A 21,669-nucleotide genomic window follows, 5' to 3' on the forward strand; every position below is an offset into this window, starting at 1 on the left:
TACAAAAAACAGGAAAAAATATGAGAAAAAATAAATGGAAAAATGAACTGGTCAATCCCTTAAAAGATAAGGGGCGGACAATGAAATTGGAATACTTCTTGTCAAATAATTATGTACTTACCGTATTGATGATCGTGTTAGATCTATTTGTAATATTAGGCGGGACATATCTAATCCATCTATTGAAACAGCTTCCATCCATTTTGCTTGGACATGGTACTTTAGAAGGAATATTTTCGCTTGTACATATGATTCCGAATTTAACGGAAGTAACCATGCAGGAAGTAGGAATAGTGTTGATCGGCTTGGTAATACTGGATACTGTTTTGGTCATCCGAATCAAGTTATCCTGGTCTGAAACACATTTTAATGTAGGACAAAAAGGTGTCTCTCGATTTACAAACGAAGATGAGATTAAGCAGCAATATAAGGCGATTGAGCCGCTTGAAACTCCTTATCCGGGAAATCCGGGCATCTTAATTTCTAGAATCGGTGAGACATTTTATATAGATGATTCGGTTGTGAATAACCTGATTCTTGGAATCACACGTTCCGGAAAAGGAGAGACACTTGTAAAGTCCAGTATAGAGAGTTATTCAAGAGCTGAATTTCGACCAAGCGTGATTATAAATGATAACAAGCTGGAGCATTATAAAGTATTTGCTTCAGCGTTGGAAAAAAGAGGATATAAAGTATATCTGCTAAATGCATCTAATCCCAAGTATTCCATGGGATTTAATTTACTTAGTGTTGCAGTGAAGTTCTATAAGCAGAAAGATTATGATATGGCAGAACAGGTTGTAAATTCTTTGACACATTCTTTTTTTGATGTGGATGGAGCAAAAGGCGATATGGTGTACTTTGTCAGTGCAGCTGCCGCATTATGTAGCGCGATGATACTTGCAAGTATTATAGATGCATTCCGGGCAGATGAAGAAGAAAATCAGAAACGATATGAAATATGGTCTTATCTGACCGAAGAAGCAAAGAAAGAACATCCCTTTCATTATCGGAACGATAATGAAAAGACCATTAATTTTTACAGCATTTTAATAAATTTTGGAAAATTAGTAGAAAAGCCTGTTAATAAAACTGGAACTCGTACACTTTTGGATGTTTACTTTGAGCAGCGTCCAGTGGATGATCGGGCAAGAATGAAGTTTTTAGGCGTGAAAGTTGCTCCGGGAAAAACGAAAGCAGGAGTTTTTTCAGAAATGCTGAGAGAATTAGATATCTTTACCCTTCGGAATGTCGCAATGATGACGGCAGAGAGCAGTATAGATATGGAAGAGATTGGATTCGGGGAACGTCCAATTGCAGTATTTCTTGCAACACCATCCTATGATAGCTCGCTTTATAAATTGCCAACCATTTTTATCCGGCAGATGTATTATATACTTGGAAAGATGTGTGATGATGGAAAAGGAAAATGTGCTCGGCAGGTAAAAGTCATCTTGGACGAGGCAGGAAATATGCCGAATATTGAGTTGATGAAAATAATGACGACAATGGGACTTGGACAAAATATTTCGTTTGACTTGTATTTACAGAATTATGAACAGCTAGAAGAGATTTATGGAAAACAGATTGCAGAAACGATCAAAGGAAATTGTGGAAATCACTTTTATCTGCAGACAAACTCAGAGGAAACCTCAAAAAGTTTCTCGAATATGCTCGGTAGCAAATCAATTGTAAACGTGCAGAGAGCAGGAAGCAAGTTGTCGTTTCATAAATATTATACGGAATCCATTGACGAACGACCATTGTTAAATCACAACGAACTCATGGAACTTCAGGAAGGTGAGATTGTTATCTTCCGGCGTTCAAAGAGAAGAGATTTAAAAGGAAACAAGATTAAACCAAGACCTATTTTTAACTCTGTAGAAAATGGAAGGTATTTTTGGTATGCATATGAATATTTTCCAAAAGAAACATATCCGCATCCAAATGATGTGAATTTTATGGATATCTGCAAAGAAAGCCGGGTGGGGATCCGACTAGATGAAAGGGTATGGGATATTGCAAAAAGTTTTCAGATGTTTCAGGAGGCAGACAGAAACAAAGTGCAAAGGCTGTCTGACTTTCCGGCTTATGAAGAATTAGAACCATTGCTTTATAACGCATTTGGAAAAGATATGGAGGAAAAATATGGAATTGGAAGAGAGATGACAATTGCAGAATTTACAGATTGTTTAAACCGGATAGAACTTCCGGAGATACAGAAAACACTCTTTTTGGAAACGCTCCAAAAAGCAGGATAGGAGGCGTTATGTCAGAAGCACAGATTATAGAATTTTTAAAATTAAATTCTGATTTTTTCAGTACGAATGATATCATCCTTACCGCAGTAAGGACAGTAGGATGGCTGTTGGTAAAGGGATTGTCACTGTTACTTGATTGTTGCATTACGCTGTACGATTGGACGTTTGGTCTGATTGATATTACAAGATGGTCTGTTTTAGAAAATTACCTGAGTGATTACAAACCACTGATACAGGCAATTATGATGGCTTCTCTTGTCATTCTTGGATTCATGTATATGTTTGGGAAGAACAAAAAGCATAATGTAATCCACAGTGTTTCGATTTTGATGGTAGTAATGTCGGCGTCGACAACCATTTTTACAGAACTGAACCGATTTTCCATTGCTTTTAAAGATGCAGCATTATCCGGGGGAAGTACGGTTAACGGAACAGAATTAATCCGTACCAATTTGTATGATCTTTACTATATTGATTCCAAGATTGGACTGGAAAATTTGAATAGTAAAGGAAAAATCCCACAGAGTACGTCTTTCAGTGAAACGGACGTAGATTACATCAATATTGGTGAAATACTCGATCCGGGAACAGATGGATTGTCTAAAAATGCAGAAAGCATTTTAAAGAAACGGTTGATGCCTATAGGAAATGGGGAATATGGTTTGATAGATGCCAAAGACGGAGTTGCATGGACAGACTTCGGAAATACCTATTATTACCGGTACACGTTTCACTATGGTACATATTATTTAACTGCAGCTGCAGCAATTTTGATCTATATCTGTCTTGCATATAAGAATACAAGAGTGATTTATGAAATTTTTGTAAGTCGTATTCTAGTTGGTTTATATGCTGCGAACCTTTCTTCTTCAAGAAAAGTGGTAAAAATATTGGAGAGTATTCGAGATAGTTATTTTGCGCTCTGTTTTACGGCAATTAGTTTGAAATCCTATTTTCTTTTTGTGGAATACGTCAATTCCAAGACAGAAATTAACGGATTGGCAAGGGGAATCATCATTTTATTTATTGCTTGGTGTGTCATTGATGGAGCGAATATCATAGAAAAATTAACAGGTGTAGATGCTGGCTTAAGCAGCATGACAGGCAAATTGATTGCTGCATATCATATGATGCGAGGGGCAGGACAAACTGTCCAGCAGGCGAGACAGTTCCACATGATGAAAGAGCAAAGAGATGCGATGAGAAATATGCAGGCAACAAGCCAAGGCGGTGGAACTGGCAAGACTGCAGGAAACAGCTTTAAAAACATGGAGCAGTCAATGGAACAGAACGGTGATCATAACCAAAATTCAAACAGTACTCAGCAGATGGAAGAAAATGTAAAGGGAGCAGATGGAATGGAGAACCGGCAAGGAGATTCTTTTGATGAGATGTCACAAAGCATTGAAAATGAGATGCAATCAGAACAAATGAACAATATGAATGAAGACTTCCGAATGCAGGACGATAGCACTGATGAAATATTGCATCAGAACATGGAGCAGTCAATGGAACAGAATGGTGCTCATAACCAAAATTCAAACAGTACTCAGCAGATGGAAGAAAATGTAAAGGGAGCAGATGGAATGGAGAACCGGCAAGGAAATTCTTTTGATGAAATGTCACATCAGAACATGGAGCAAGAAGAGCATGGGACAGAGCAAGTTTCCAGAATGGAAGAGCAAGGGACAACAGAGAATTTAACATCTGCAGGAGAAGTGACATCGAAAGAACCTTTTTCTGATCAGGAAGAAAAGTCGGAGAAGAATAATGTGAATGATATGCATGCGGCGGATCAGAAGCAGACAAATGGATTTGAATCACAACAGACGAACAGGAAGCAGCCATTCACTTATGAAGAGCCGAAAAATATGTTTGAGAAATGGGAAAATAAAACGGACAGTAGGAAGGTTTCAAATCATGCAGATGTAAATAGAGCAAGTACGTCTGCAATGAGAGAGAGAACACCAATGCAGGAACAGAGGAAATATGCAGAAAACTCCCCAAAAAGAAAAGAAAGAGGAAAGTCTGATTTTCCGGAAACAGAAAGGAGAAAGAAACGATAAATGAGGTATTTGGTTACAAAAGAGATTAAATCGGAAACACAAGTGATTTGGAAATTATATCTTCAGGATTTTGTGTTTTTATCCGTTTGGATATTTCTCTGTTTGAACCTGAAAGAAAATGTACATGAGTATCTGCAGATACCATATTTGATTTTTTCCGGAATGATTGGCATATGTTTGATGATTCCGGCAGTTGGGAATCCGAAACGCCGGATATATCAGGCGATTGCATTATACCTATTAAAACCCAAAAAAGTAATTGGTTTTCGGAAAAAGGAGATAAAACATGAAGAAGAAAGAGAAACAAGAAGTTTTGGATATCAGGGAAGATATTCCAATTCGAAGATATGATAAACAAAAGAAATGTTTTCAGCGGGAGAATGGAAGCTACAGCAATCTTTATCAGATCATTCCAAGGGATTTGGTAAATTCAGATGTGGATGAGATTGAAATGGATTGTTTTAAATGGGCGAAATTCCTTAAGATCTATGGGTTGGATATTGAAATCATATCCATGATGTTTCCCTGTAATACGCATACACAACAGGAGTATTGGAAAAAACGAATGCGGAATAACACCAATCCCCTGTACCATGAAATGATAAAGAGAAAACTTGCGGAATTAGAGTATCGGGAAAAACATGCAGTTACAAAGCAATTTTTTATTCAGGTTTTCTTTGCAGATGACAATGAAAGAAAAGAATCTATAAGACTGATTGACAGTATTTTGGGAATTGTTCCGGAAGAGGAAAGAAGAACCGGAATGGAAATACTGAAAGAAATCCCCGAAAAGAAAAAAAGACAGATTTTATATAAATTGGGCAATAAAAACTCACGGATATTTTGAGAAGGGGACAAAATTGTCCCCTAGTAGGAGAGAAAATCATGTGGAAGAAATGGCGAAAAAGAGAGAAAGAGAAAATAGAGATTGTTGAGGATGAACAATTGTTACAGGAAATATCCCCGGCAGGAGACCTGTTGCACTATGAATCTTACTCAAGAACAGGAACAGGCTATGAAGCTTGTGTACACATTTATGATTATCCGGAAGTACTGGATGATTATTGGCTGACGAATCCGTGCAATCAGGAAAATACGATTGTAACGATCAGTATTCACAATGAGGATCAGAATGAAGTAAAAAAGAATCTGAATCGTTCTATTGAAGAGCAGGGATCAAGAAAAAAGTTTGCAAAAGAATATAAAGATTTTTACGATGCAGCTGCAAGGGAAAGTGAAATGAAAGCACTTTATGATGAAATCAATTCGATGGGAGAAGTAATTAAAGCTGTTGCTATTCGTATTTTTGCAGCGGAATCGACAAAGCAAAAGCTGGAGAACTCTGTAGCAAAGGTAATCAAGTCATTAGAGGGGGATAATTATCGGGCTACTGTATTTTTAAATGAAACGAGAAAAGAATGGAAGAGTGTTTATCAAAGTGCAGAGGAGCAGATGAAAGAAACTCATACACTTCCAGGATTTGCGATGAAGTCACAGCTTATTGCGGCGGGAAATCCGTTCCATTTTAGCAGCTTGGAAGACCCATTTGGATCATTTCTCGGAGAAACTGCATGTGGAGGAAACGTAACATTTGATGCGTTTACGACAAATGCAATCCGTGTAAATGCATCTGCAGTAGCAATGGGAAATATGCGATTTGGGAAATCTACACTTTTAAAAAATCAGATGAAAGACAGATCCTTAAGGGGGGATTTCGTCAGGGTAATTGATGTTACCGGAGAATATTCTGCATTGGCAACGGAACTTGGCGGAAGAGTTTTAAACATGGATGGAAGTGATGGGATCATTAATCTACTTGAGATTTTTAAGGCAGGAGACAACGAGAATATCAGTTATACGAGACACTTATCAAAATTGAGAAAGTCTTATCGATTTTTAAAACCGGAGGCGGAATCGGATGAAGTAAATGTGTATATTGAAGCCGTGGAAGCGCTATATGGCAGATACGACCTGATTCCTTATGCAAGGGATGCAAAACGGCAGAAGCAGATCACAGGGCTTCCGGCAAAAAGTTATCCGAGATACCGGGATTTATTAGAGTTAGTAAATGAGATGATTTCTGAGATATTGTCAAAAACATACACAGAACAAGAAAAAGTTTTGATTGACCGAAAATTAATCAACTTAGACAGGGTAAAAGACCAGCTTCGGATTTTGGTAGATACTTATGGCTATCTATTTGATGGCTATACATCCATTAATAATCTGATGGATGTCAAAGTAGTATCGTATAATGTGACGGCATTAAAAGATATGGATTCGTCCATATTTGATCTGCAGCTATTCAATATCCTGTGCATCTCATGGGATGAATCTATTACAAATGGAAGTATTATGAAAACATTATGGGAGAGCGAAAAAATTGCGTTGGAAGATGTCACACATACGTTGCTGCTTGTAGATGAGAGCCATCGATGGGTAAATGCTCAAAAACTGTTTGCATTAGAGCTTTTGGGAATTTATCTAAGAGAAGGTCCGAAATATTTTACTGGGTTGTGGCTTGCTACACAATCTATCCGGGATTATGTTCCGGATGGAAGTACCAAAGAAGGAGAAAAGCAATTAAAAACCATTTTTGAACTGGCACAGTATAAGTTCATCTTCCATCAGGACAGTAATGTGCTTCCGATTATTGACCGGGTGTTTAATAATGTGCTTACATACTCGCAAAAAGAAAAGATTCCAAGGCTGCAGCGTGGAGAAGTCATTCTTTGCATTTCGGGAGATCAGAACATTGAATTTAAGGTGTACTTATCAGAAGCAGATAAACGTCTGTTCAAAGGCGGTGTATAAAAACAATGCTTAAGAAAAAAGTAAAAAAATACTTGTTGATTTCGTGCATATCCTTTGCGATTGGTACTTTGGGAATCATATTTGTTTCCGTTTTAATTGAAGAAGTTGTGAGGGCAATTGCAGGTGAGGAAGCAAACAAACAGATTACACAATCGGATTTAGAAGGACTTCCGGCATGGATTACTGTAGAGATGGTACAAGCTGCCATCGATATGATGAATGAGACTGGATATCCGGCATCTGTGGTGTTAGGTCAGATGATATTAGAGGCTGGGGCAGATGGTTCGGAACTTGCTAATCCGCCATATTATAACTGTCTTGGTCAAAAGGCACATTGCTATAAAGAAAACGGAACAGTCGTGATGCGGACAGAAGAGGCATGGGGCACAGTCACAGCGGAATTTTCTACATTTGCAAACTATGTAGACTGTATGCTTGCTTGGGGGAATAAGTTTACAAGGCAGCCTTATGTAGATAATGTGACCGCCTGTAAAAGAGACCCTGTGACCGGACATTATGATGCAGACAGTTTTATTACAGCATTGTGGAAGTCAGGATATGCAACTGACCCGGCATATGTCAGTAAGGTAATCGCAGTGATGAAAAGCAGAAATCTTTATCGGTTCAATTATATGACTTCGGCAGACTTAGAAAACGGTTTGGGAGAAATTGGAACGGGAATGTTTACCCATCCTTGTCCGGGAATGACATATCAGTCCAGCTATTTTGGGGAAATCCGGGAATTTGAAACTGGAGGACATAAAGGAAATGACTATGCGGCTCCTGCAGGAACGCCTACTCTTGCTGCCGCAGATGGAACAGTTACGATTGCCGGCTGGTCAAACAGTGCCGGAAACTGGGTGGTGATCGATCATGGAAACGGCTTGACAACAAAATACATGCATCATTCCCGGTTGCTTGTGAAAACAGGGGATATGGTAAAAAAAGGACAACAGATCGGCGAGGTCGGATCTACTGGACAGTCTACGGGAAATCATCTGCATTTTCAGGTAGAAGAAAATGGAGTTCCGGTAAATCCGGACAAATATTTAAAAGGAGAGGGAAATGAAAGAGAATAGGACAAAAATCAGTTTGCTTTTATTACTTGTAGGGGTTGCGATTTTATTAAACTTTTGCGGAAACCGAAATTCTTCAAACTCTTCAAACAAATCACAAAAAGGTGAGTTTCATGTTTCGGAAGAACCTATTTCTGAAGCAGAAATCCATGAATGGAACGAAAACCGGATTTCCAATATGCAGGATAAACCAGAAGACAATCTTCCTTCAGAAGAAAAGGAAGAAAGAAAAGTGGAAGTGCAATTTAAAGGATATGAAGAGTATCCGGAAAAATTTGCATGGTTACAAGGAGAAGACTGGAAGCGTTTCCAAGAAGAAGTAAAACAGTATCTCTATGTAAAAGGGTTTGAAACAGTTACAACAGTGAATCTGCATCCGGACACGATACAGATTATAAATGAATATGAAAGAAACTTATATTTTGATATTGATTATCGAACAGATACATCTGACACACTTACGATAAAAGCAGTCTGTGATACGTACCAGGAAAGTGATCAGATGCGGTTTGGATTTGAAATACAATACGGAACAGGGAGGGAATGACAATGGCGGAAATTAAAAATCTTTACATATGCTGTGAAGAAGGAAAAGAAGAGTTTTTTCAAGAAAAGGCGAAGGATATCTATAAAGAATATATTTGTATACAGGATGAAATTGGAAAAGATACAGACATGATCGTAATCATTCAGCCGACAGAAACTGAGGATGAATTTATAACAAGATGTTTAGAATATGCAAATCAAATGCAGATCAAAACAATCGTTGTGACTGAAAATTTTATTCCGGTGGGCGCCATGGAGCGTGTGCTGAAGGAGGGATAATTACTTGAAAACAAGAAAGGTAAGAGAAGTAAGGGAAGAACGGATCGGAAAGAAAAGTGCTCCATTAGTAGGATTTCTTGCGGTGATTGTTGTGGGATACTTTGTTTTCTTTACTTCAAAATTATGGCTTCCGGATAGCGCAACGCTTAAAAGCACAACGCCGTATTATCAGAAGCTGGTATATGAAACATACGATATTTATTTGACGCAGTGGAGATATGATGAAAAGGCAAACCGAATGCAGGTCATTATCGAGTTGGAAAATAAGGAAGTATTAGATCAAAAACTAGATTTTGAGGCGGTTGAACGAAACGGTGGAACATTAAAAATAAAAGTGATGTATCAAGATTCAGAATTTGTACTTTTGCACATCGAAGAAGTACCAAAGGCTTGGAAAGAGATTTCTTTCCGAGTTGGTAAAGAAAGTAAAGCTGCAAGATTTTATACAAATGTAAATGAGATAGAGCGCGGAAAAGTTCCGGTTAAGGTTACTGAAAATGACTGTAAAAAAGAACGCCTTCAGGCACAGATTACATATGATGATGTGCAAATAGCGGAAAAAGAGAAGAAAATAAAAGCCTATGAAGTAGAAAATGAGAAACTGGAAAAGCGGATTACATCTTTAAAGGAAGCAACCTATCCATCAGAGGAAGAAACGCAAAAGGCAGAAGATACGATTTTGAAAGCGCAAAATCAGATCGCAGTCAATCAAAATCAGGTTGCAGAAATAGAAAAAGAAATAGAAACCATAGTGCAGAGAACAAAAAATATTCAGCAACAAATTACCGAGTTAAAATAATAATTTTTCTTTTTGGGGGAAAGGAAGGTGCGATAAAAATGATACTTTTTGCAGGCTCGCAGGAGCGAGGATTTTTTGTACAGGAAACAGCAGCAATCAAAAAGATGGGACTGGAATATTTGCAAGGAAGCCTTACGATCAAGAATCATCTAAATGATATTTTAAGTCGACAATGCGAGTATCTGATTTTTGATATTGAGCAGTATGTTGATTCAGCAGAAGAAGTAGCGGTAGAAATCAAGCGGATAGAGGGGGCAAAAAATTGTCAAGTGATCATTTATGCTCCAGGATATGACAGACAAAGCAAAATCATTCAGGAGCTTCAAAATCAAGGAATCTTATATTATATATTCGCTGTAAGTCAAACGGAGGCGAGAGAGGAGTTAGAACGGTGTCTGTATGGGTATTATAAAGAGCCGGAGTCACACCCGTATCAGGAAGAAGCAGAAGCACAAGAGGAATTGAAACAGGGAATCAAAATTGGGATTGCCGGGATATGCAGACGAATGGGAACAACTACGTTTGCAATCCAGCTTGTAAAATATTTGCAGCTCAAAGGATACCGGGCTTGCTATCTGGAAGTAAATGATACTGGATTTGTACAGAAACATGAAGCACGCTTCTATGCGGAAGAACATGATGCAAATATTGGAAAGGTTAGATTTGAAAATGTGGACATGTTTTATAAGCCGGAAAATCTTCCGGAAGTATTAAAACAGGAATATGACTATTACATTTATGATTTCGGTACGTACATGAACGCAGATTTTAATAAAACCTCATTTTTAGAAAAAGATGTCCGGATTTTTGTGAGTGGAACGACAGCATCAGAGATGGATGAAACAGAAACGATATTAAGAAATGAATATTATTCAGACATAATGTACGTTTTTAATTTTGTTTCCGAACGTGAGAAAAAGGACGTACTGGAGTTTATGGAAAATAAAGCAGAACGGACATTTTTTACAGTGTATTCCCCGGATCAATTTGAATATGTTCATAACCCGGCTTTTGAAAAATTGTTTCCGGTGAAAGAAAAAGAAAAGCCGCAGAAAGAAAAAAGAAGTTTATTTTCTCGCTGGAAAAAAGTCTAGGTGGGGGAAAAAGATGGCAAAGTATAAGGAATCATTAGTAAAAAAAATCCGGATAGAACAAGAAGAAAATCAGAAGCAGAAAAAATTACAGGAAAAATATGGAATACAAAACGAAAATGTCCGAATTGTAGAACGAAATAATATGGGAAAGTTCCTTGTAAGAACAATGGGAAGATGTATCAGAATTACAGCATTGATCATGTTATTTGTTCTTGCAGCAATTGGATTGATTGCTTTGATTTATCCGGAGATTCGACAAGAGCTGATTCAAGTTCTTGGTGGTGTTTTAACAGAGGGACAAAAGTTAATTAGAGGGTAAGAACTGCATCCGGCCAAGATGGACCAGATGCAGCATAAGAAAAGGAGAGATGAAAATGGAATATAAAAAAGAACCGAAAAATTTTGAGGTACTTCATAAGTTATATCTTTCTATCGGATATTATCAGGGAAAAGCCATTGTAAAAGATGAAAATGGAAGTTTTTATTTTGTGAATTGCGAAGAAAATGAGCTTCCGATTGGAACACTTGCAGAAAGTGATTTATTAAAACCATTGAATCAATTAGAAGAAACAGAGCAGAAAGAGATTTTAAAAATATATGCAAATTAGAAAAGACAGGGGATGAGAAGATGCAGCAAAAACAAATGGATCGAAACATTGTAGAGATGCTGGATGCATTGGAAAAAGAACCGGAACGAATCGCTGATTTTTTGGAATTTGGGAGTCGGTTCTATCGATACAGCCTGAAGAACAATTTACTTATCTATCGAGAAAATCCGCAAGCAGTTTACTGTCAAAGTTTTTCTGCTTGGAATGATGCAGGGTATCAAGTAAAAAGGGGAGCAAAAGGGATTAAGGTGTACGTACCATATCAAGCAACACTGCTCAAAATAGATGGGAATCTCGTACCGCTTGAACAGGCATCTCAGGAAGAAAAAATTAGATATCAGGCAGGAGAGATAGAAAGTGTCACTCAGCAAAAGCATGACGGAGTGAAAGCGGTATTTGATATTGTTCAGACAACCTGCCCAGTGCTTGCTCGAAAGAATTTTTATCAAATAGGATATTCAGAACAGATGTATCCAGGAATGGTAAAGGGATTGCTTTCCTATGCAGAACAGCTTTCTGCGATGCAGAAAGAAGAGCCGGCACCATTACAGGAAACAGGCGAAAAGGCAGTTTCAGAATTGATTTATCAAATCAGCCACGGAATTTCCGAACTGGAATATTTACAAGAAAATCCGGAAACAAAATTTCAGGAAGTTGCCTTTGGAATGATGTTGGAAAATCATTTAGGAATTGTAAGTACACAAACGAGAAAAGATTTTCTTGCATCTTCTTGGAAAGAGATTAAGGAGATGAATCCGGAACAGTCTTTGTTTGCCGTTTTAAATCAGACTTATAAACTGTGTCGAAAAAAAATACCGGAAGTGCAAGAGACACTGGAAGTATATTTGGAAAGTCCGCAAAAAGAGGCGTCTGTTGCTGGCAATAGACCTGCAGAACAGAAGGAGAGAAAACCAAGGATTAGCAATGAAGAGTTGATAAGCGAAATTAAGAATCAGGTACAAATCACAGAGTATGCAAGAGAGCATGGATTTACCTTGATTCGGAAAGGAAGGTATTATACCCTTGCACAACATGACAGTGTACGTATTGATACAACAAAAAACTACTACTGGAGAAATTCCATACCGGGAAAATCGGGGGTCGGAAAAGGGGATTCTATTATAGGATTTGCGGCAGAATTTGTACATAATGGAGATCTGCACGAAGCATTAAAAGAATTGAAAGAACGGATTTATATTCCCGAACACTACACACCGCAGCCGAAAGGACAGCTCAAAGAAAAACAATTGGTAAAACAAGAGTTAATCTTACCGGAGAGAGGAAAAAACATGAGAAGGGTGTACGCTTATCTGACAAAAAGCCGGTATATTGCACCGGAGATTGTACAGGATTTTGTAGACCGGAAAATGCTGTATCAGGATGTGAATGGGAATTGTGTATTTGTTGCCTATGATTCAGGAGGCAAACCCAATTTTGCTTCTCTTCGAGGCACTCTTTCGGATGTACGTTTTCTCGGAGATCTGGAGGGATGTGACTATAAAAAAGGTTTTTGCATTAACAATCAGTCTGAAAAATTGATCGTAACAGAAAGCGTCATCGATGCGATGAGCGTAATGACTATTTTACAAGCGCAGGGAAAAGACTGGAAAGCATATGACTATCTGCCATTAGGAGGAACAGGAAAATACGAACCAATATTAAATCTTCTAAAAGAATATCCAAAACAAGAAGTTCATTTGGCGGAAGACCATGATTTGAGTGGAGTAGAAAGCATGCAGCATATACAAGAACTCCTAAAAAGGGAAGGGATGTCTGCAGAACAGATTCATTGTCATGTACCGGAAAACGCAAAGGATTGGAATGAAGCATTAATGAATTATGCCAAGAAATTCAAACCAGTGGAAGAACTTTCTTTTTTAGAGAAAGAAGGACTTCCGGAAATCCATTATTGCGCAATTCAGAGCACGAAACAAATAGAAGAGCAGGGATTCCGTGTGCGGAATGGAAAACATCAATATCGTCTTGTAGAACTGGATACAGAGGGAAACTTAATACCAGTTTCACTTACAAAGCAAAACACAATGTTTTTTGCCCCACAGGAAGTAGAAAAACGGATTCCTAATATGTACAAGAAACTTCCGTATGAGGAATTGCTGGAGCGCCAAGCTCTTGTGAGGTCAGGAGCGTTACGTTCGGAAGAACCTGCAGAAAAACAAAAACAGGTATCAGAAGAAATAAAGCAGGAAGTAGATAAAGTAAAGCAGGAGCAGGCTGAGCATGCGCCGGTGGAACAAGCTGAAAAAGCAACAGAACAACTCCTTGTAGAAGGATTTAGGGAAGATCAAAATACTCTAATGGTAAAAATTGAATATAGAGGAGAAAAACTGGAAGAAGCAGTGTGGAAAGAAAGAGATAAAGTTTACATTTGTACAGGAATGACATTTGATGATACATATGAAAAGCATTTGCTATCAAATGAACAGATAGAACAGATGAATTTGTTTCTGAAGGAAAATCATTATGAATTGGATGAAACACTTCCCATATTACAATTGAAACTGTGTGAAGAAAGTCAGGAACAAAAGGCAGTCCGGACGGAAAATTATCTCAACCAGCTACAGCAACAGGAAATAAGTAAAAACCAGCAAGTAGCAGCAACAACTCCCATGATGGGAATGGAATTATAGAAAACAAAAAACGGAGCCCAAGCCAGCAAGCCTACTCCGTTTTTATAAATGTTCCATATAGATAAGTATCAGAAAAGGTATGACTGTGAAATCTGATACATCTATATTTAATATATTTATATCATAAAAAATACCAATTGTCAAAAGAAAGGAGAAGAAAATCATGCAAAGGATAAAATTAGACGTATTTCACAGCCTATTTGAGAAAGAGCTTACCGGGAATGAAATTGATTTTATTATAGCACTTACCCACCTGCAGAATGGGCGTGGGGAAGCCTTTGGGGTGCATTACAAAGAAATGTGCGAGAAAATGGATATTTCTGTGCAGGCATTCTATGACTGTAAAAAAAGCCTTGCACAAAAGGGTATCATCCAAGTGACAAAAGGACAGAAGGACTATGATATTGTTTTGTGTGGAAATGATTTTACTTCTTATACAGATCGAGATTATAAGACAGGAAACGTACCATATATCCGGACAAATCAAAAACTTTTTTATGATGTAAATTGGAAAAAATTAAAACCGGCTCAAAAACTATTGATCATGGATTTGCTCAATATCAATGAAGCAGGGAAATTTCGCACGCACAGAATTAAGCGTGAGAATTTTATCAAAAAATATGCAAATACAGTAGCTGAAGATGGAAGTATGGAGAGAGGACTTCTTAATATCAACGCAAGAACACTTCAGACGTATCTGAAGATGCTGAAGCTGTACTTTTATGTTGGAATTAAGGATGGAATGTATCTGATCACATTGAGAAAACAATTTTCAGAGAAGGTAGTACAGTCGGAACATAAACAGACATACGAGTATTTGATGAAAGTTGCATGTAGAAGAAATAAAATCAAGCAACCGGATCAAAAGGAGTATAAAGACATCTTGCAATTGCTTTTGAATTATCGGAAACGTCTGTGGGAGAGCTTTATAAACCCGTTGGACATTTTCCCTAAAATGCTCCTGATCATTAATGATAGGGTATTAAATCCAAAAAAATGGATACGGAGACTGAAAGCGTCTTTATTCCACAAGCTATTAAGAGAAGAGCTTGGAGTTGCATAAAGCAAAAGAACCTATACTTACTGGAGAAAAAGAACAGTTGAGTTTAGGTCTAGTTTGCGTAAAAGAAATGATACAGAAATGAAAATAAAAGAGAAAATAAAGAGAAAAATTTTGGAAAACAATGCAGCATCGGGAAGGAGGCTGTTTTTTTTGAGTCATTGTAGAAAAATTTTTCAAATATCACGGTAGATTTTTAGAGGAATTTCAAATTTCAGGAATCCGTTGAGAAGTTTTTTCAAGATATAAAGAGGAAAAGTGGGAAATATTTACAATTTTACTTCATGTGTAAAATAGGAAAACCCTTGAAAATAGAGGGCTGTAGACACTTTTTAAGACAGAGTAAATCTATATTTATATAAAATCTTAATTTATATAAAATCCATAATTGACATTACTTGCTCCGAAACAATAAAGGAGCTTTTCAAGCAAGTTGTGGAGATGAAAAGATATTGCCAAAAAAGAAACGTATATAAAAAATAGAATTAAATATTCCCCAAAAAAGAAAAATTATATGTGCAATCAATAGTGTTTTTGATGAATTTAAAGTATAAATATATTATAATTATATTAAAGATAAAACAAAGACGAAAAGAAAGCGGAGGTACGAAACATGAATAAAGTAATTTTGATAGGACGTTTAACAAGAGAGCCGGAAGTGAGATATTCACAAGGAGAGAATGCAAGTGCGGTTGCCAGATATACATTGGCAGTTGACCGTCGGTTTAAGAGAGAGGGAGATGCAACGGCGGATTTTATCAGTTGTGTATGCTTTGGTAAGCTGGCAGAATTTGCAGAGAAGTATTTACATCAGGGCGTAAAGATTGCTGTGACTGGACGTATCCAAACAGGAAGTTATACGAATAAAGACGGTGTGAAAGTTTACACAACAGATGTTGTTGTAGAAGAACAGGAATTTGCTGAGAGTAAAAAAAGTCAGGGATATGGCATGAACGAAGAAGGTCCTGCAGGGGATGGATTTATGAATGTTCCGGATGGAATTGATGAAGAACTTCCATTCTCATAAAGTGAGCGATAGGTAACATACGATAGATGAAGCTGCATCCGGCCAAAATGGACGTGATGCAGCGATAAGAAAAGGAGAAGAGGATTATGGCAGAAAAAAATATAAAATTTATCAGTGAAAAACATAAGGCGTTTTATATGGAAAAAATGCAAAATGCAAAATTTAAAGATGTATATCATCAAGCACTATACTATTGCCTTGGAGTAAATGCAGATACGCGATTTCATTTTGAAAATATTTTTGATGAAGAAATTCATTGCGTTAGATTGGAATGTCTGCAGGAGGGCTGGCAGACAAGTGGCAGCTTGAAAGTGGTACGTATGGCATTTAACTTGTTCTGTAATGGAACTCCTACAGTGAATCAAAAAAAGGATGCAAAGGGAAAGCTTGAGGAATGCAGTCGCTACAGTGTAGAGGAGCTTTTCGCTTGTGAATATGCACCATTCTTTTGGCAGGCAATCCAATTGCGATATCCGGAGTATGCTGTATATAACAATGCACATGCGGAATTGTTTGGCAGTGAGGACTAGAGTAAAGGTGCCGCAAGATGGGGGACAAATTTGTTCCCTCAATATAAAGCAAGAATAGTATACAAGAGATTTTTTCCATTCATATGATTATAATTTTGCTGGAGCGGAAAAGGAGAAATTTTAATGAGAAAATTATTTGGATTTTTTTGTAATATTATGAAATGTTTTTTGATGTCATGCGGAATAGTATTACTATTCTATTTTTTCAACGAAGAAGTCCCTGTTACAAAAGAACTGATTCAACGAAACGTCTTAGTAATCTGCTATTCTTTGATATCCTTGCTTTGCGTGTATCAAATAACAAAAAGAATGTTTTCGGATGATGATTATAACGTTATCACTGGAACGTCATTAGGGTATGCAAAACGAGTTATCAGAAGTGAAAACAAAAATGATACGCTTACTGAATATAATAGGAAAGTATCTTCCGTCCACGAAGCTGGACATGCAGTAATGGCATATTTAATGGAAATAGAAAGTTTTCAAGTGATCCTATCTGATATACAGCCTAGAGTTGTAATGGTGCAAAAGTTACAGGATGCAAATGCAGTGAAGAAAGGAATTTTAATAAAGTATGCGGGAGCTATTGCAGAAGAAATACTGCTTGATAAAATGCATATAGGAAGTTTTATAGGTGAAGACAGTGATTTTCCTCAAGCCACAGAATGGATCAAAGCATATATTGTTATGACAGATTCAAGCATAAGTAAAACTTTGCTAGATAGAGAGTTAGAAGAAAAAACGATATTACTATCAAAAAAATTTTGGAATGAATCAAAGAAGATTCTTTCAGAAAATAGAACAATGGTTGAAACTATATCTGAAAACTTGCAGAGGAAAGGAACCCTGACAAGCGAAGAAGTAAAAGAGATATTAGATGGAATTAAAAAGTAAAGGACAGGATTTGAAGCTAGGGGACAAATTTGTCCCCTATGTAAAAGAAGGAGAATTATGGATAAGGTAATGTTAAGAGATGACTGCGGAAAACGTCAAAGTTGTAGATGTGGCAATATCTATTTTCAGCGTGTTGTTGGACGTATTTATAGATACAGGTGCACAAAATGCGGGAAGTGGTATAAGGTTGTAAAGAAAGAGGGGAAAAAGATTGAGATTCATAATTAATAATGAGACGCTTTTTATTTTGTCTATAAACAGTCTCAATATTAATTGTGAAACGATAAAATAAGAAAGCTATGGACAAAATTTTATTTGAAATAAAGATAACAAATTCTTGTGAAGAGATAAAAAGACTGGAAATTTTGAACGATATATTAAAAAATGTGGGAGCGGATGCTTCTTTTGAAAAAGAACAGTCTGGAGAGAACTTCTTGAAAATTCGTTATGACAAAGAGACTATAAGAAAAATAAAAAGCAGAAAGGCTGGGGCAAAGTCAATTAAGTTGAAACGGAAAATTTCAATTAAAGAGGTTGAAAAATGGATTGATGCAACGACTGCGAAAGAAGTAGCGGAAGAATTAGGTGTAAGTCGATCAACCTTATTCCGAAGAATAAAAGAAGCAAAAAAGCAGGGAGTGGATTATATCGAATAAAAATTTTTCTTTTTTGGGGAAAAGGGAAGTGCAATAGAATATAGAAAAGAGCATAGTGGAGCTGATAGTAGAATAAAAGCCAATGGAGAACTGTTCCAAAGGCTTTTATTTTGTAAACAAAAACAACCTTAAAAGGTTATTTATATAATACTATATTGGCATAATAAAAGCAAATAGTTTTCCCCAAAAAAGAAAAAGTTTCGTTCTAATTATCTCTGAAAAGATGCACTTTAGGAATTAATATAATATAATTATATTGTAAACAAAACAATAAGAAAAGGAGAATGGAAAATGAATTACAAAGAATTTCAAAAAAGTGTATTGGAAGAGGTAAAAAGAAGAACAGGAGAGGATGTAAGATTATGCGAAACCACAAAAAATAATGGTGTTGTGCGAGTCGGAATTATTATGGGGGAAAAAGAGATTTTGCCAATAATATATTTGGAAGAATTTTTTTATAAGTATCAACAAAAAATTTGCTCGATTGAAACAATCGCAAAGGAAATAATAAAAGTGTATAACGAGCACAGGGACGTTCCTTTCAGTGGCAAAAAGATTTTAGAGAAAGTGGGAAGAGAGGAAAATGTAATTTGTAAATTAATACATACGGACAGTAACGTGCAATTGTTGCAAAGAGTACCGCATAAGACTTTTTTAGACTTGTCTGTTATATATTATTTAGATGGCGGAGAGCTAAAAGATAAAAGTGAAAGAATGACAATTTTAATCACAAATGATATTTTGAAAATGATACCTTTAAGAGAGGAAAAATTATATGAGTTGGCATTAAAAAACATGGAAATCAAATTCGAATATAAGTTTTATAACATGATAGAGATATTTGAAGAGATGCCAATAGATGAAGAAGAAAAGAGAAGATTGATAAAATCGTGTGAAGAGGAAATTATGTATGTTCTTACAAACAAAGAAAAGTTTTGGGGGGCTACAGCAATTTTGAGAATAGAAATTTTAGAAGAGATTGGCAAAAAATTAAAACAAAATTTTTATATTATTCCAAGTAGCATTGATGAAGTGCTTATTGTTCCGTCTTATGCAGATATAGATAGAGAAATGATGGACATTATGATACAAGAAGTGAATGAAACACAAGTAAGCAAGGAAGAAAGGCTTTCAGACCATGCATATTATTATTCGATAGAAGAGGGAAAAATATTCTTGTAAAAGCATCTCTTATGTGTCAGGAGCTGTCTGCTGATAGCGGACAGTTCCAAAAAATAAATGGAAGTCTGTAAAGAGAATAGACTTTAAAGAAAAAAAATGTTAAAGTATTGATAGGAAAATAAAGGAGGTGTCAAGTTGCGGATCGAGTATGAAAAAGAGGCTGCGAAGCACATTGGTAAAATGGATAGACCAACAAAACAGAGGTTGAAGATAGCAATTGAGAAACTTCCGGCGGGTGATGTAAAAAAGTTACAAGGAATTAAAGATGATTACCGATTACGAGTTGGAGATTTGCGAGTTATTTTTTCGGTAATAAATGATACAATAATCATAAAGGATGTTTTACCAAGAGGGCAGGTATACAAGCGATTATAGGAGGCGTTGAGAATGAGTAAAGAAATGTTAAAAGGATTAATAGATTTAATTGATGAGAGTGACACAGAAACAATATTTAGAGTGTTGGTTCGGTTTGTTCCGGAAGATAAAGCATTGCCGGATGAAATAGAGGCAATTGAACGGGCAAATGAAAGCATTGCTCAGCACGGAACAGTATCACATGATTCTATAAATTGGGACTAAAAAGATAGGGGACAATTTTGTCCCCTAAATAATTTAGTAACAGAATAAAGAAAACTTGAAGGTGTACAGAGCTGAAAGGCTCTTTTTTTGTTGCCATTTTGGCAACAAGTTTTTTCTTCAAAAAAGAAAAATTAAGTGTGTTAAATCCTAAAAACAAAGGAAATAAAAATACAAATATAGTATAATATAAATATAGAAAAAAAGCAAATAATAAAGCCGGAATCGCCAACACTAGCAATGAAACGAAACCGGCACCCCAAGAAAGGAGATATTTATATTATGACAAAATATTTTAAAAATGTAAAGAGTTTTGAAGAGTTAAAAAAACAATACAAAGAACTGCTAAAGAAACATCATCCGGACAACGGTGGAGATGTTGAGGCTATGAAAGAAATCAATGTACAATTTGATTCCCTTTTTCCTATTTGGAAAAACAGAAAAGAAACGGAAGTGTATGAAACAGTAAAGGAAACGGCGGACAGTGTTAGAAGTCAGTTCTACACAGAATTTGGCTGGGAGGGGAGCAATCACAGTTGGAACAGAACATTAAAAGAAGTTGCTCAGATTGTCAGAACATACGTAAAAGAAAAATATCCGACTTACAAGTTTAGCGTGCGAACGTCCTATGCTTCCATGTGTAAGGAATTGCATGTAACATTAAAAGAAAGCCCGATTCCAATCTATAAAACGTTTGAAGAATTGACAAATGATGATTTTGAAAAAATTGGAAAAAGTTTATTTCCATGGAATTGGGTTGTTGATGAAAGAATGAATTTTCTAAATGCATCAAGAGAAGAAAAAGAAAAAATCATTAGAGATTCAACGAATGCATATAAAAATGTCTTGAATGAAGCTACGAGGGCGGTTATTCAGGATGTAGACAATTTTGTGAAATCTTATAATTACCATGATTGTGATGGGATGATGGACTATTTCCATGTTGACTTCTATTATTTTGGATGTTGTCAGGACAATGGCAAAAATATAAAAATTGTACCGAAGACAGCAAGAATTAAAAATCGCAGCACAGCACCGGTAAAACAGGACAGGCAAAGGCAACAGCCGGAAAAAACAGACAGCACCGCAATCGAGGAAAAGAACACATATACTTTCAAAATTACACATGGAGAGGATACACGTGATGGGTCGGAACTTTGGGTTGTAAGAATCGAAGAGACATTGACAAAAGATGAATATATAAGGATCAACAAAGCCGTAAAAGATTTAGGCGGTTATTACTCAAAATTCAAACATGGCTTTATCTTCCGGTTTGAGCCGTCGGAAGCACTGAAAAAGATTGCATGATCAGGAGGTAGAGCAATGAACAAAATAAAAGATATCTTACAGGAAATTTTATTATACACGTTACCATTCATCACAGCCTTTACGATGATTTTGCATTGGCTTGTAGTAGGATACTAGAGGAATTGTGCTAAAAGGGATAAAAAAAACAGCATTAAGAACAAAAGTTCTTCGTGCTGTTTTTTTGTAATTCAATGATCAGTGGCTGCCACGTAGAAGCTTTGGCGACAGCTAGGTAAAGAGCATAA

The 21,669-nt window shown here is 36.5% G+C and carries 23 protein-coding genes; all 23 read left to right on the forward strand.

From position 1 onward, the window contains the following. The first annotated feature begins 20 nt into the window (after positions 1-20). Complete coding sequence (locus AC6I5B_RS02570; RefSeq protein WP_015527634.1) at positions 21-2,261, forward strand: VirD4-like conjugal transfer protein, CD1115 family; 2,241 nt, start codon at positions 21-23, stop codon at positions 2,259-2,261. An 8-nt stretch (positions 2,262-2,269) separates the two neighbouring features. Further along, a complete protein-coding gene (locus tag AC6I5B_RS02575; protein ID WP_497773577.1) occupies positions 2,270-4,327 on the forward strand; it encodes a pLS20_p028 family conjugation system transmembrane protein in 2,058 nt (685 codons plus the stop codon). Further along, a complete protein-coding gene (locus AC6I5B_RS02580) occupies positions 4,328-4,678 on the forward strand; it encodes a DUF5592 family protein (protein WP_015527632.1) in 351 nt (116 codons plus the stop codon). Further along, positions 4,614-5,174 carry a TraC-like domain-containing protein gene (locus tag AC6I5B_RS02585; protein ID WP_004614811.1) on the forward strand — a complete coding sequence of 187 codons (561 nt, stop codon included), beginning with the start codon at positions 4,614-4,616 and terminating at the stop codon, positions 5,172-5,174. Before AC6I5B_RS02580 ends, AC6I5B_RS02585 begins: the two co-directional genes overlap by 65 nt. Before the next feature lie 38 nt (positions 5,175-5,212). Then, entirely contained in the window at positions 5,213-7,141 is a 1,929-nt protein-coding gene (locus AC6I5B_RS02590) for a VirB4 family type IV secretion system protein (protein ID WP_004614810.1), read from the forward strand. A 5-nt stretch (positions 7,142-7,146) separates the two neighbouring features. Then, entirely contained in the window at positions 7,147-8,220 is a 1,074-nt protein-coding gene (locus tag AC6I5B_RS02595; RefSeq protein WP_497773578.1) for a peptidoglycan DD-metalloendopeptidase family protein, read from the forward strand. Further along, entirely contained in the window at positions 8,207-8,764 is a 558-nt protein-coding gene (locus tag AC6I5B_RS02600; protein WP_497773579.1) for a hypothetical protein, read from the forward strand. The genes AC6I5B_RS02595 and AC6I5B_RS02600 overlap by 14 nt, the downstream gene beginning before the upstream one ends. A gap of 2 nt (positions 8,765-8,766) precedes the next feature. Continuing rightward, a complete protein-coding gene (locus AC6I5B_RS02605; RefSeq protein ID WP_497773580.1) occupies positions 8,767-9,042 on the forward strand; it encodes a hypothetical protein in 276 nt (91 codons plus the stop codon). A 4-nt stretch (positions 9,043-9,046) separates the two neighbouring features. After that, positions 9,047-9,841, forward strand: a complete 795-nt coding sequence (locus AC6I5B_RS02610) for a hypothetical protein (RefSeq protein ID WP_497773581.1) — start codon at positions 9,047-9,049, stop codon at positions 9,839-9,841. 38 nt (positions 9,842-9,879) lie between these two features. Beyond that, the gene (locus AC6I5B_RS02615; protein WP_497773582.1) at positions 9,880-10,935 is read left to right on the forward strand and encodes a hypothetical protein; all 1,056 of its coding nucleotides are present in this window, start codon (positions 9,880-9,882) and stop codon (positions 10,933-10,935) included. Between the two features lie 13 nt (positions 10,936-10,948). Continuing rightward, positions 10,949-11,254: a hypothetical protein gene (locus tag AC6I5B_RS02620; RefSeq protein WP_004614804.1), complete on the forward strand. Its 306-nt coding sequence runs from the start codon at positions 10,949-10,951 to the stop codon at positions 11,252-11,254. Between the two features lie 55 nt (positions 11,255-11,309). Further along, complete coding sequence (locus tag AC6I5B_RS02625) at positions 11,310-11,543, forward strand: hypothetical protein (protein WP_015527628.1); 234 nt, start codon at positions 11,310-11,312, stop codon at positions 11,541-11,543. 20 nt (positions 11,544-11,563) lie between these two features. Then, complete coding sequence (locus AC6I5B_RS02630; protein ID WP_015527627.1) at positions 11,564-14,191, forward strand: DUF3991 domain-containing protein; 2,628 nt, start codon at positions 11,564-11,566, stop codon at positions 14,189-14,191. Positions 14,192-14,354: 163 nt separating this feature from the next. Beyond that, positions 14,355-15,254, forward strand: a complete 900-nt coding sequence (locus tag AC6I5B_RS02635) for a hypothetical protein (RefSeq protein WP_004614800.1) — start codon at positions 14,355-14,357, stop codon at positions 15,252-15,254. Between the two features lie 610 nt (positions 15,255-15,864). Beyond that, positions 15,865-16,278 (forward strand): single-stranded DNA-binding protein, encoded by a 414-nt coding sequence (locus tag AC6I5B_RS02640; RefSeq protein ID WP_004614797.1) that lies wholly within the window; start codon positions 15,865-15,867, stop codon positions 16,276-16,278. 86 nt (positions 16,279-16,364) lie between these two features. Next, positions 16,365-16,808 (forward strand): DUF6075 family protein, encoded by a 444-nt coding sequence (locus AC6I5B_RS02645; protein ID WP_004614796.1) that lies wholly within the window; start codon positions 16,365-16,367, stop codon positions 16,806-16,808. A 123-nt stretch (positions 16,809-16,931) separates the two neighbouring features. Then, the gene (locus AC6I5B_RS02650) at positions 16,932-17,702 is read left to right on the forward strand and encodes an FtsH/Yme1/Tma family ATP-dependent metallopeptidase (protein ID WP_497773583.1); all 771 of its coding nucleotides are present in this window, start codon (positions 16,932-16,934) and stop codon (positions 17,700-17,702) included. Positions 17,703-17,759: 57 nt separating this feature from the next. Beyond that, positions 17,760-17,930 carry a hypothetical protein gene (locus tag AC6I5B_RS02655; RefSeq protein ID WP_004613511.1) on the forward strand — a complete coding sequence of 57 codons (171 nt, stop codon included), beginning with the start codon at positions 17,760-17,762 and terminating at the stop codon, positions 17,928-17,930. A 71-nt stretch (positions 17,931-18,001) separates the two neighbouring features. Beyond that, positions 18,002-18,358, forward strand: a complete 357-nt coding sequence (locus AC6I5B_RS02660) for a winged helix-turn-helix transcriptional regulator (protein WP_004614794.1) — start codon at positions 18,002-18,004, stop codon at positions 18,356-18,358. Between the two features lie 291 nt (positions 18,359-18,649). Continuing rightward, a complete protein-coding gene (locus tag AC6I5B_RS02665) occupies positions 18,650-19,540 on the forward strand; it encodes a DUF5688 family protein (RefSeq protein ID WP_177505291.1) in 891 nt (296 codons plus the stop codon). A 135-nt stretch (positions 19,541-19,675) separates the two neighbouring features. Then, on the forward strand, positions 19,676-19,915 hold the full coding sequence (locus AC6I5B_RS02670; RefSeq protein WP_044988540.1) for a type II toxin-antitoxin system RelE family toxin: 240 nt from the start codon (positions 19,676-19,678) through the stop codon (positions 19,913-19,915). A gap of 12 nt (positions 19,916-19,927) precedes the next feature. Further along, entirely contained in the window at positions 19,928-20,119 is a 192-nt protein-coding gene (locus AC6I5B_RS02675) for a hypothetical protein (protein ID WP_015527620.1), read from the forward strand. A gap of 279 nt (positions 20,120-20,398) precedes the next feature. Then, a complete protein-coding gene (locus tag AC6I5B_RS02680) occupies positions 20,399-21,424 on the forward strand; it encodes an LPD29 domain-containing protein (RefSeq protein ID WP_015527619.1) in 1,026 nt (341 codons plus the stop codon). Positions 21,425-21,669: the final 245 nt, after the last annotated feature.

It is taken from the genome of Faecalimonas nexilis (genome assembly GCF_059731825.1).

Excerpts from the sequence above, each read along its gene's own strand:
- AC6I5B_RS02640 (WP_004614797.1), top strand. The coding sequence starts at position 15,865 with ATGAATAAAGTAATTTTGATAGGACGTTTAACAAGAGAGCCGGAAGTG.
- AC6I5B_RS02595 (WP_497773578.1), top strand. The coding sequence starts at position 7,147 with ATGCTTAAGAAAAAAGTAAAAAAATACTTGTTGATTTCGTGCATATCC.
- AC6I5B_RS02650 (WP_497773583.1), top strand. The coding sequence starts at position 16,932 with ATGAGAAAATTATTTGGATTTTTTTGTAATATTATGAAATGTTTTTTG.
- AC6I5B_RS02615 (WP_497773582.1), top strand. The coding sequence starts at position 9,880 with ATGATACTTTTTGCAGGCTCGCAGGAGCGAGGATTTTTTGTACAGGAA.
- AC6I5B_RS02645 (WP_004614796.1), top strand. The coding sequence starts at position 16,365 with ATGGCAGAAAAAAATATAAAATTTATCAGTGAAAAACATAAGGCGTTT.
- AC6I5B_RS02655 (WP_004613511.1), top strand. The coding sequence starts at position 17,760 with ATGGATAAGGTAATGTTAAGAGATGACTGCGGAAAACGTCAAAGTTGT.
- AC6I5B_RS02625 (WP_015527628.1), top strand. The coding sequence starts at position 11,310 with ATGGAATATAAAAAAGAACCGAAAAATTTTGAGGTACTTCATAAGTTA.
- AC6I5B_RS02580 (WP_015527632.1), top strand. The coding sequence starts at position 4,328 with ATGAGGTATTTGGTTACAAAAGAGATTAAATCGGAAACACAAGTGATT.
- AC6I5B_RS02585 (WP_004614811.1), top strand. The coding sequence starts at position 4,614 with ATGAAGAAGAAAGAGAAACAAGAAGTTTTGGATATCAGGGAAGATATT.
- AC6I5B_RS02590 (WP_004614810.1), top strand. The coding sequence starts at position 5,213 with ATGTGGAAGAAATGGCGAAAAAGAGAGAAAGAGAAAATAGAGATTGTT.
- AC6I5B_RS02600 (WP_497773579.1), top strand. The coding sequence starts at position 8,207 with ATGAAAGAGAATAGGACAAAAATCAGTTTGCTTTTATTACTTGTAGGG.
- AC6I5B_RS02680 (WP_015527619.1), top strand. The coding sequence starts at position 20,399 with ATGACAAAATATTTTAAAAATGTAAAGAGTTTTGAAGAGTTAAAAAAA.
- AC6I5B_RS02620 (WP_004614804.1), top strand. The coding sequence starts at position 10,949 with ATGGCAAAGTATAAGGAATCATTAGTAAAAAAAATCCGGATAGAACAA.
- AC6I5B_RS02675 (WP_015527620.1), top strand. The coding sequence starts at position 19,928 with ATGAGTAAAGAAATGTTAAAAGGATTAATAGATTTAATTGATGAGAGT.
- AC6I5B_RS02605 (WP_497773580.1), top strand. The coding sequence starts at position 8,767 with ATGGCGGAAATTAAAAATCTTTACATATGCTGTGAAGAAGGAAAAGAA.
- AC6I5B_RS02665 (WP_177505291.1), top strand. The coding sequence starts at position 18,650 with ATGAATTACAAAGAATTTCAAAAAAGTGTATTGGAAGAGGTAAAAAGA.
- AC6I5B_RS02575 (WP_497773577.1), top strand. The coding sequence starts at position 2,270 with ATGTCAGAAGCACAGATTATAGAATTTTTAAAATTAAATTCTGATTTT.
- AC6I5B_RS02630 (WP_015527627.1), top strand. The coding sequence starts at position 11,564 with ATGCAGCAAAAACAAATGGATCGAAACATTGTAGAGATGCTGGATGCA.
- AC6I5B_RS02635 (WP_004614800.1), top strand. The coding sequence starts at position 14,355 with ATGCAAAGGATAAAATTAGACGTATTTCACAGCCTATTTGAGAAAGAG.
- AC6I5B_RS02660 (WP_004614794.1), top strand. The coding sequence starts at position 18,002 with ATGGACAAAATTTTATTTGAAATAAAGATAACAAATTCTTGTGAAGAG.
- AC6I5B_RS02570 (WP_015527634.1), top strand. The coding sequence starts at position 21 with ATGAGAAAAAATAAATGGAAAAATGAACTGGTCAATCCCTTAAAAGAT.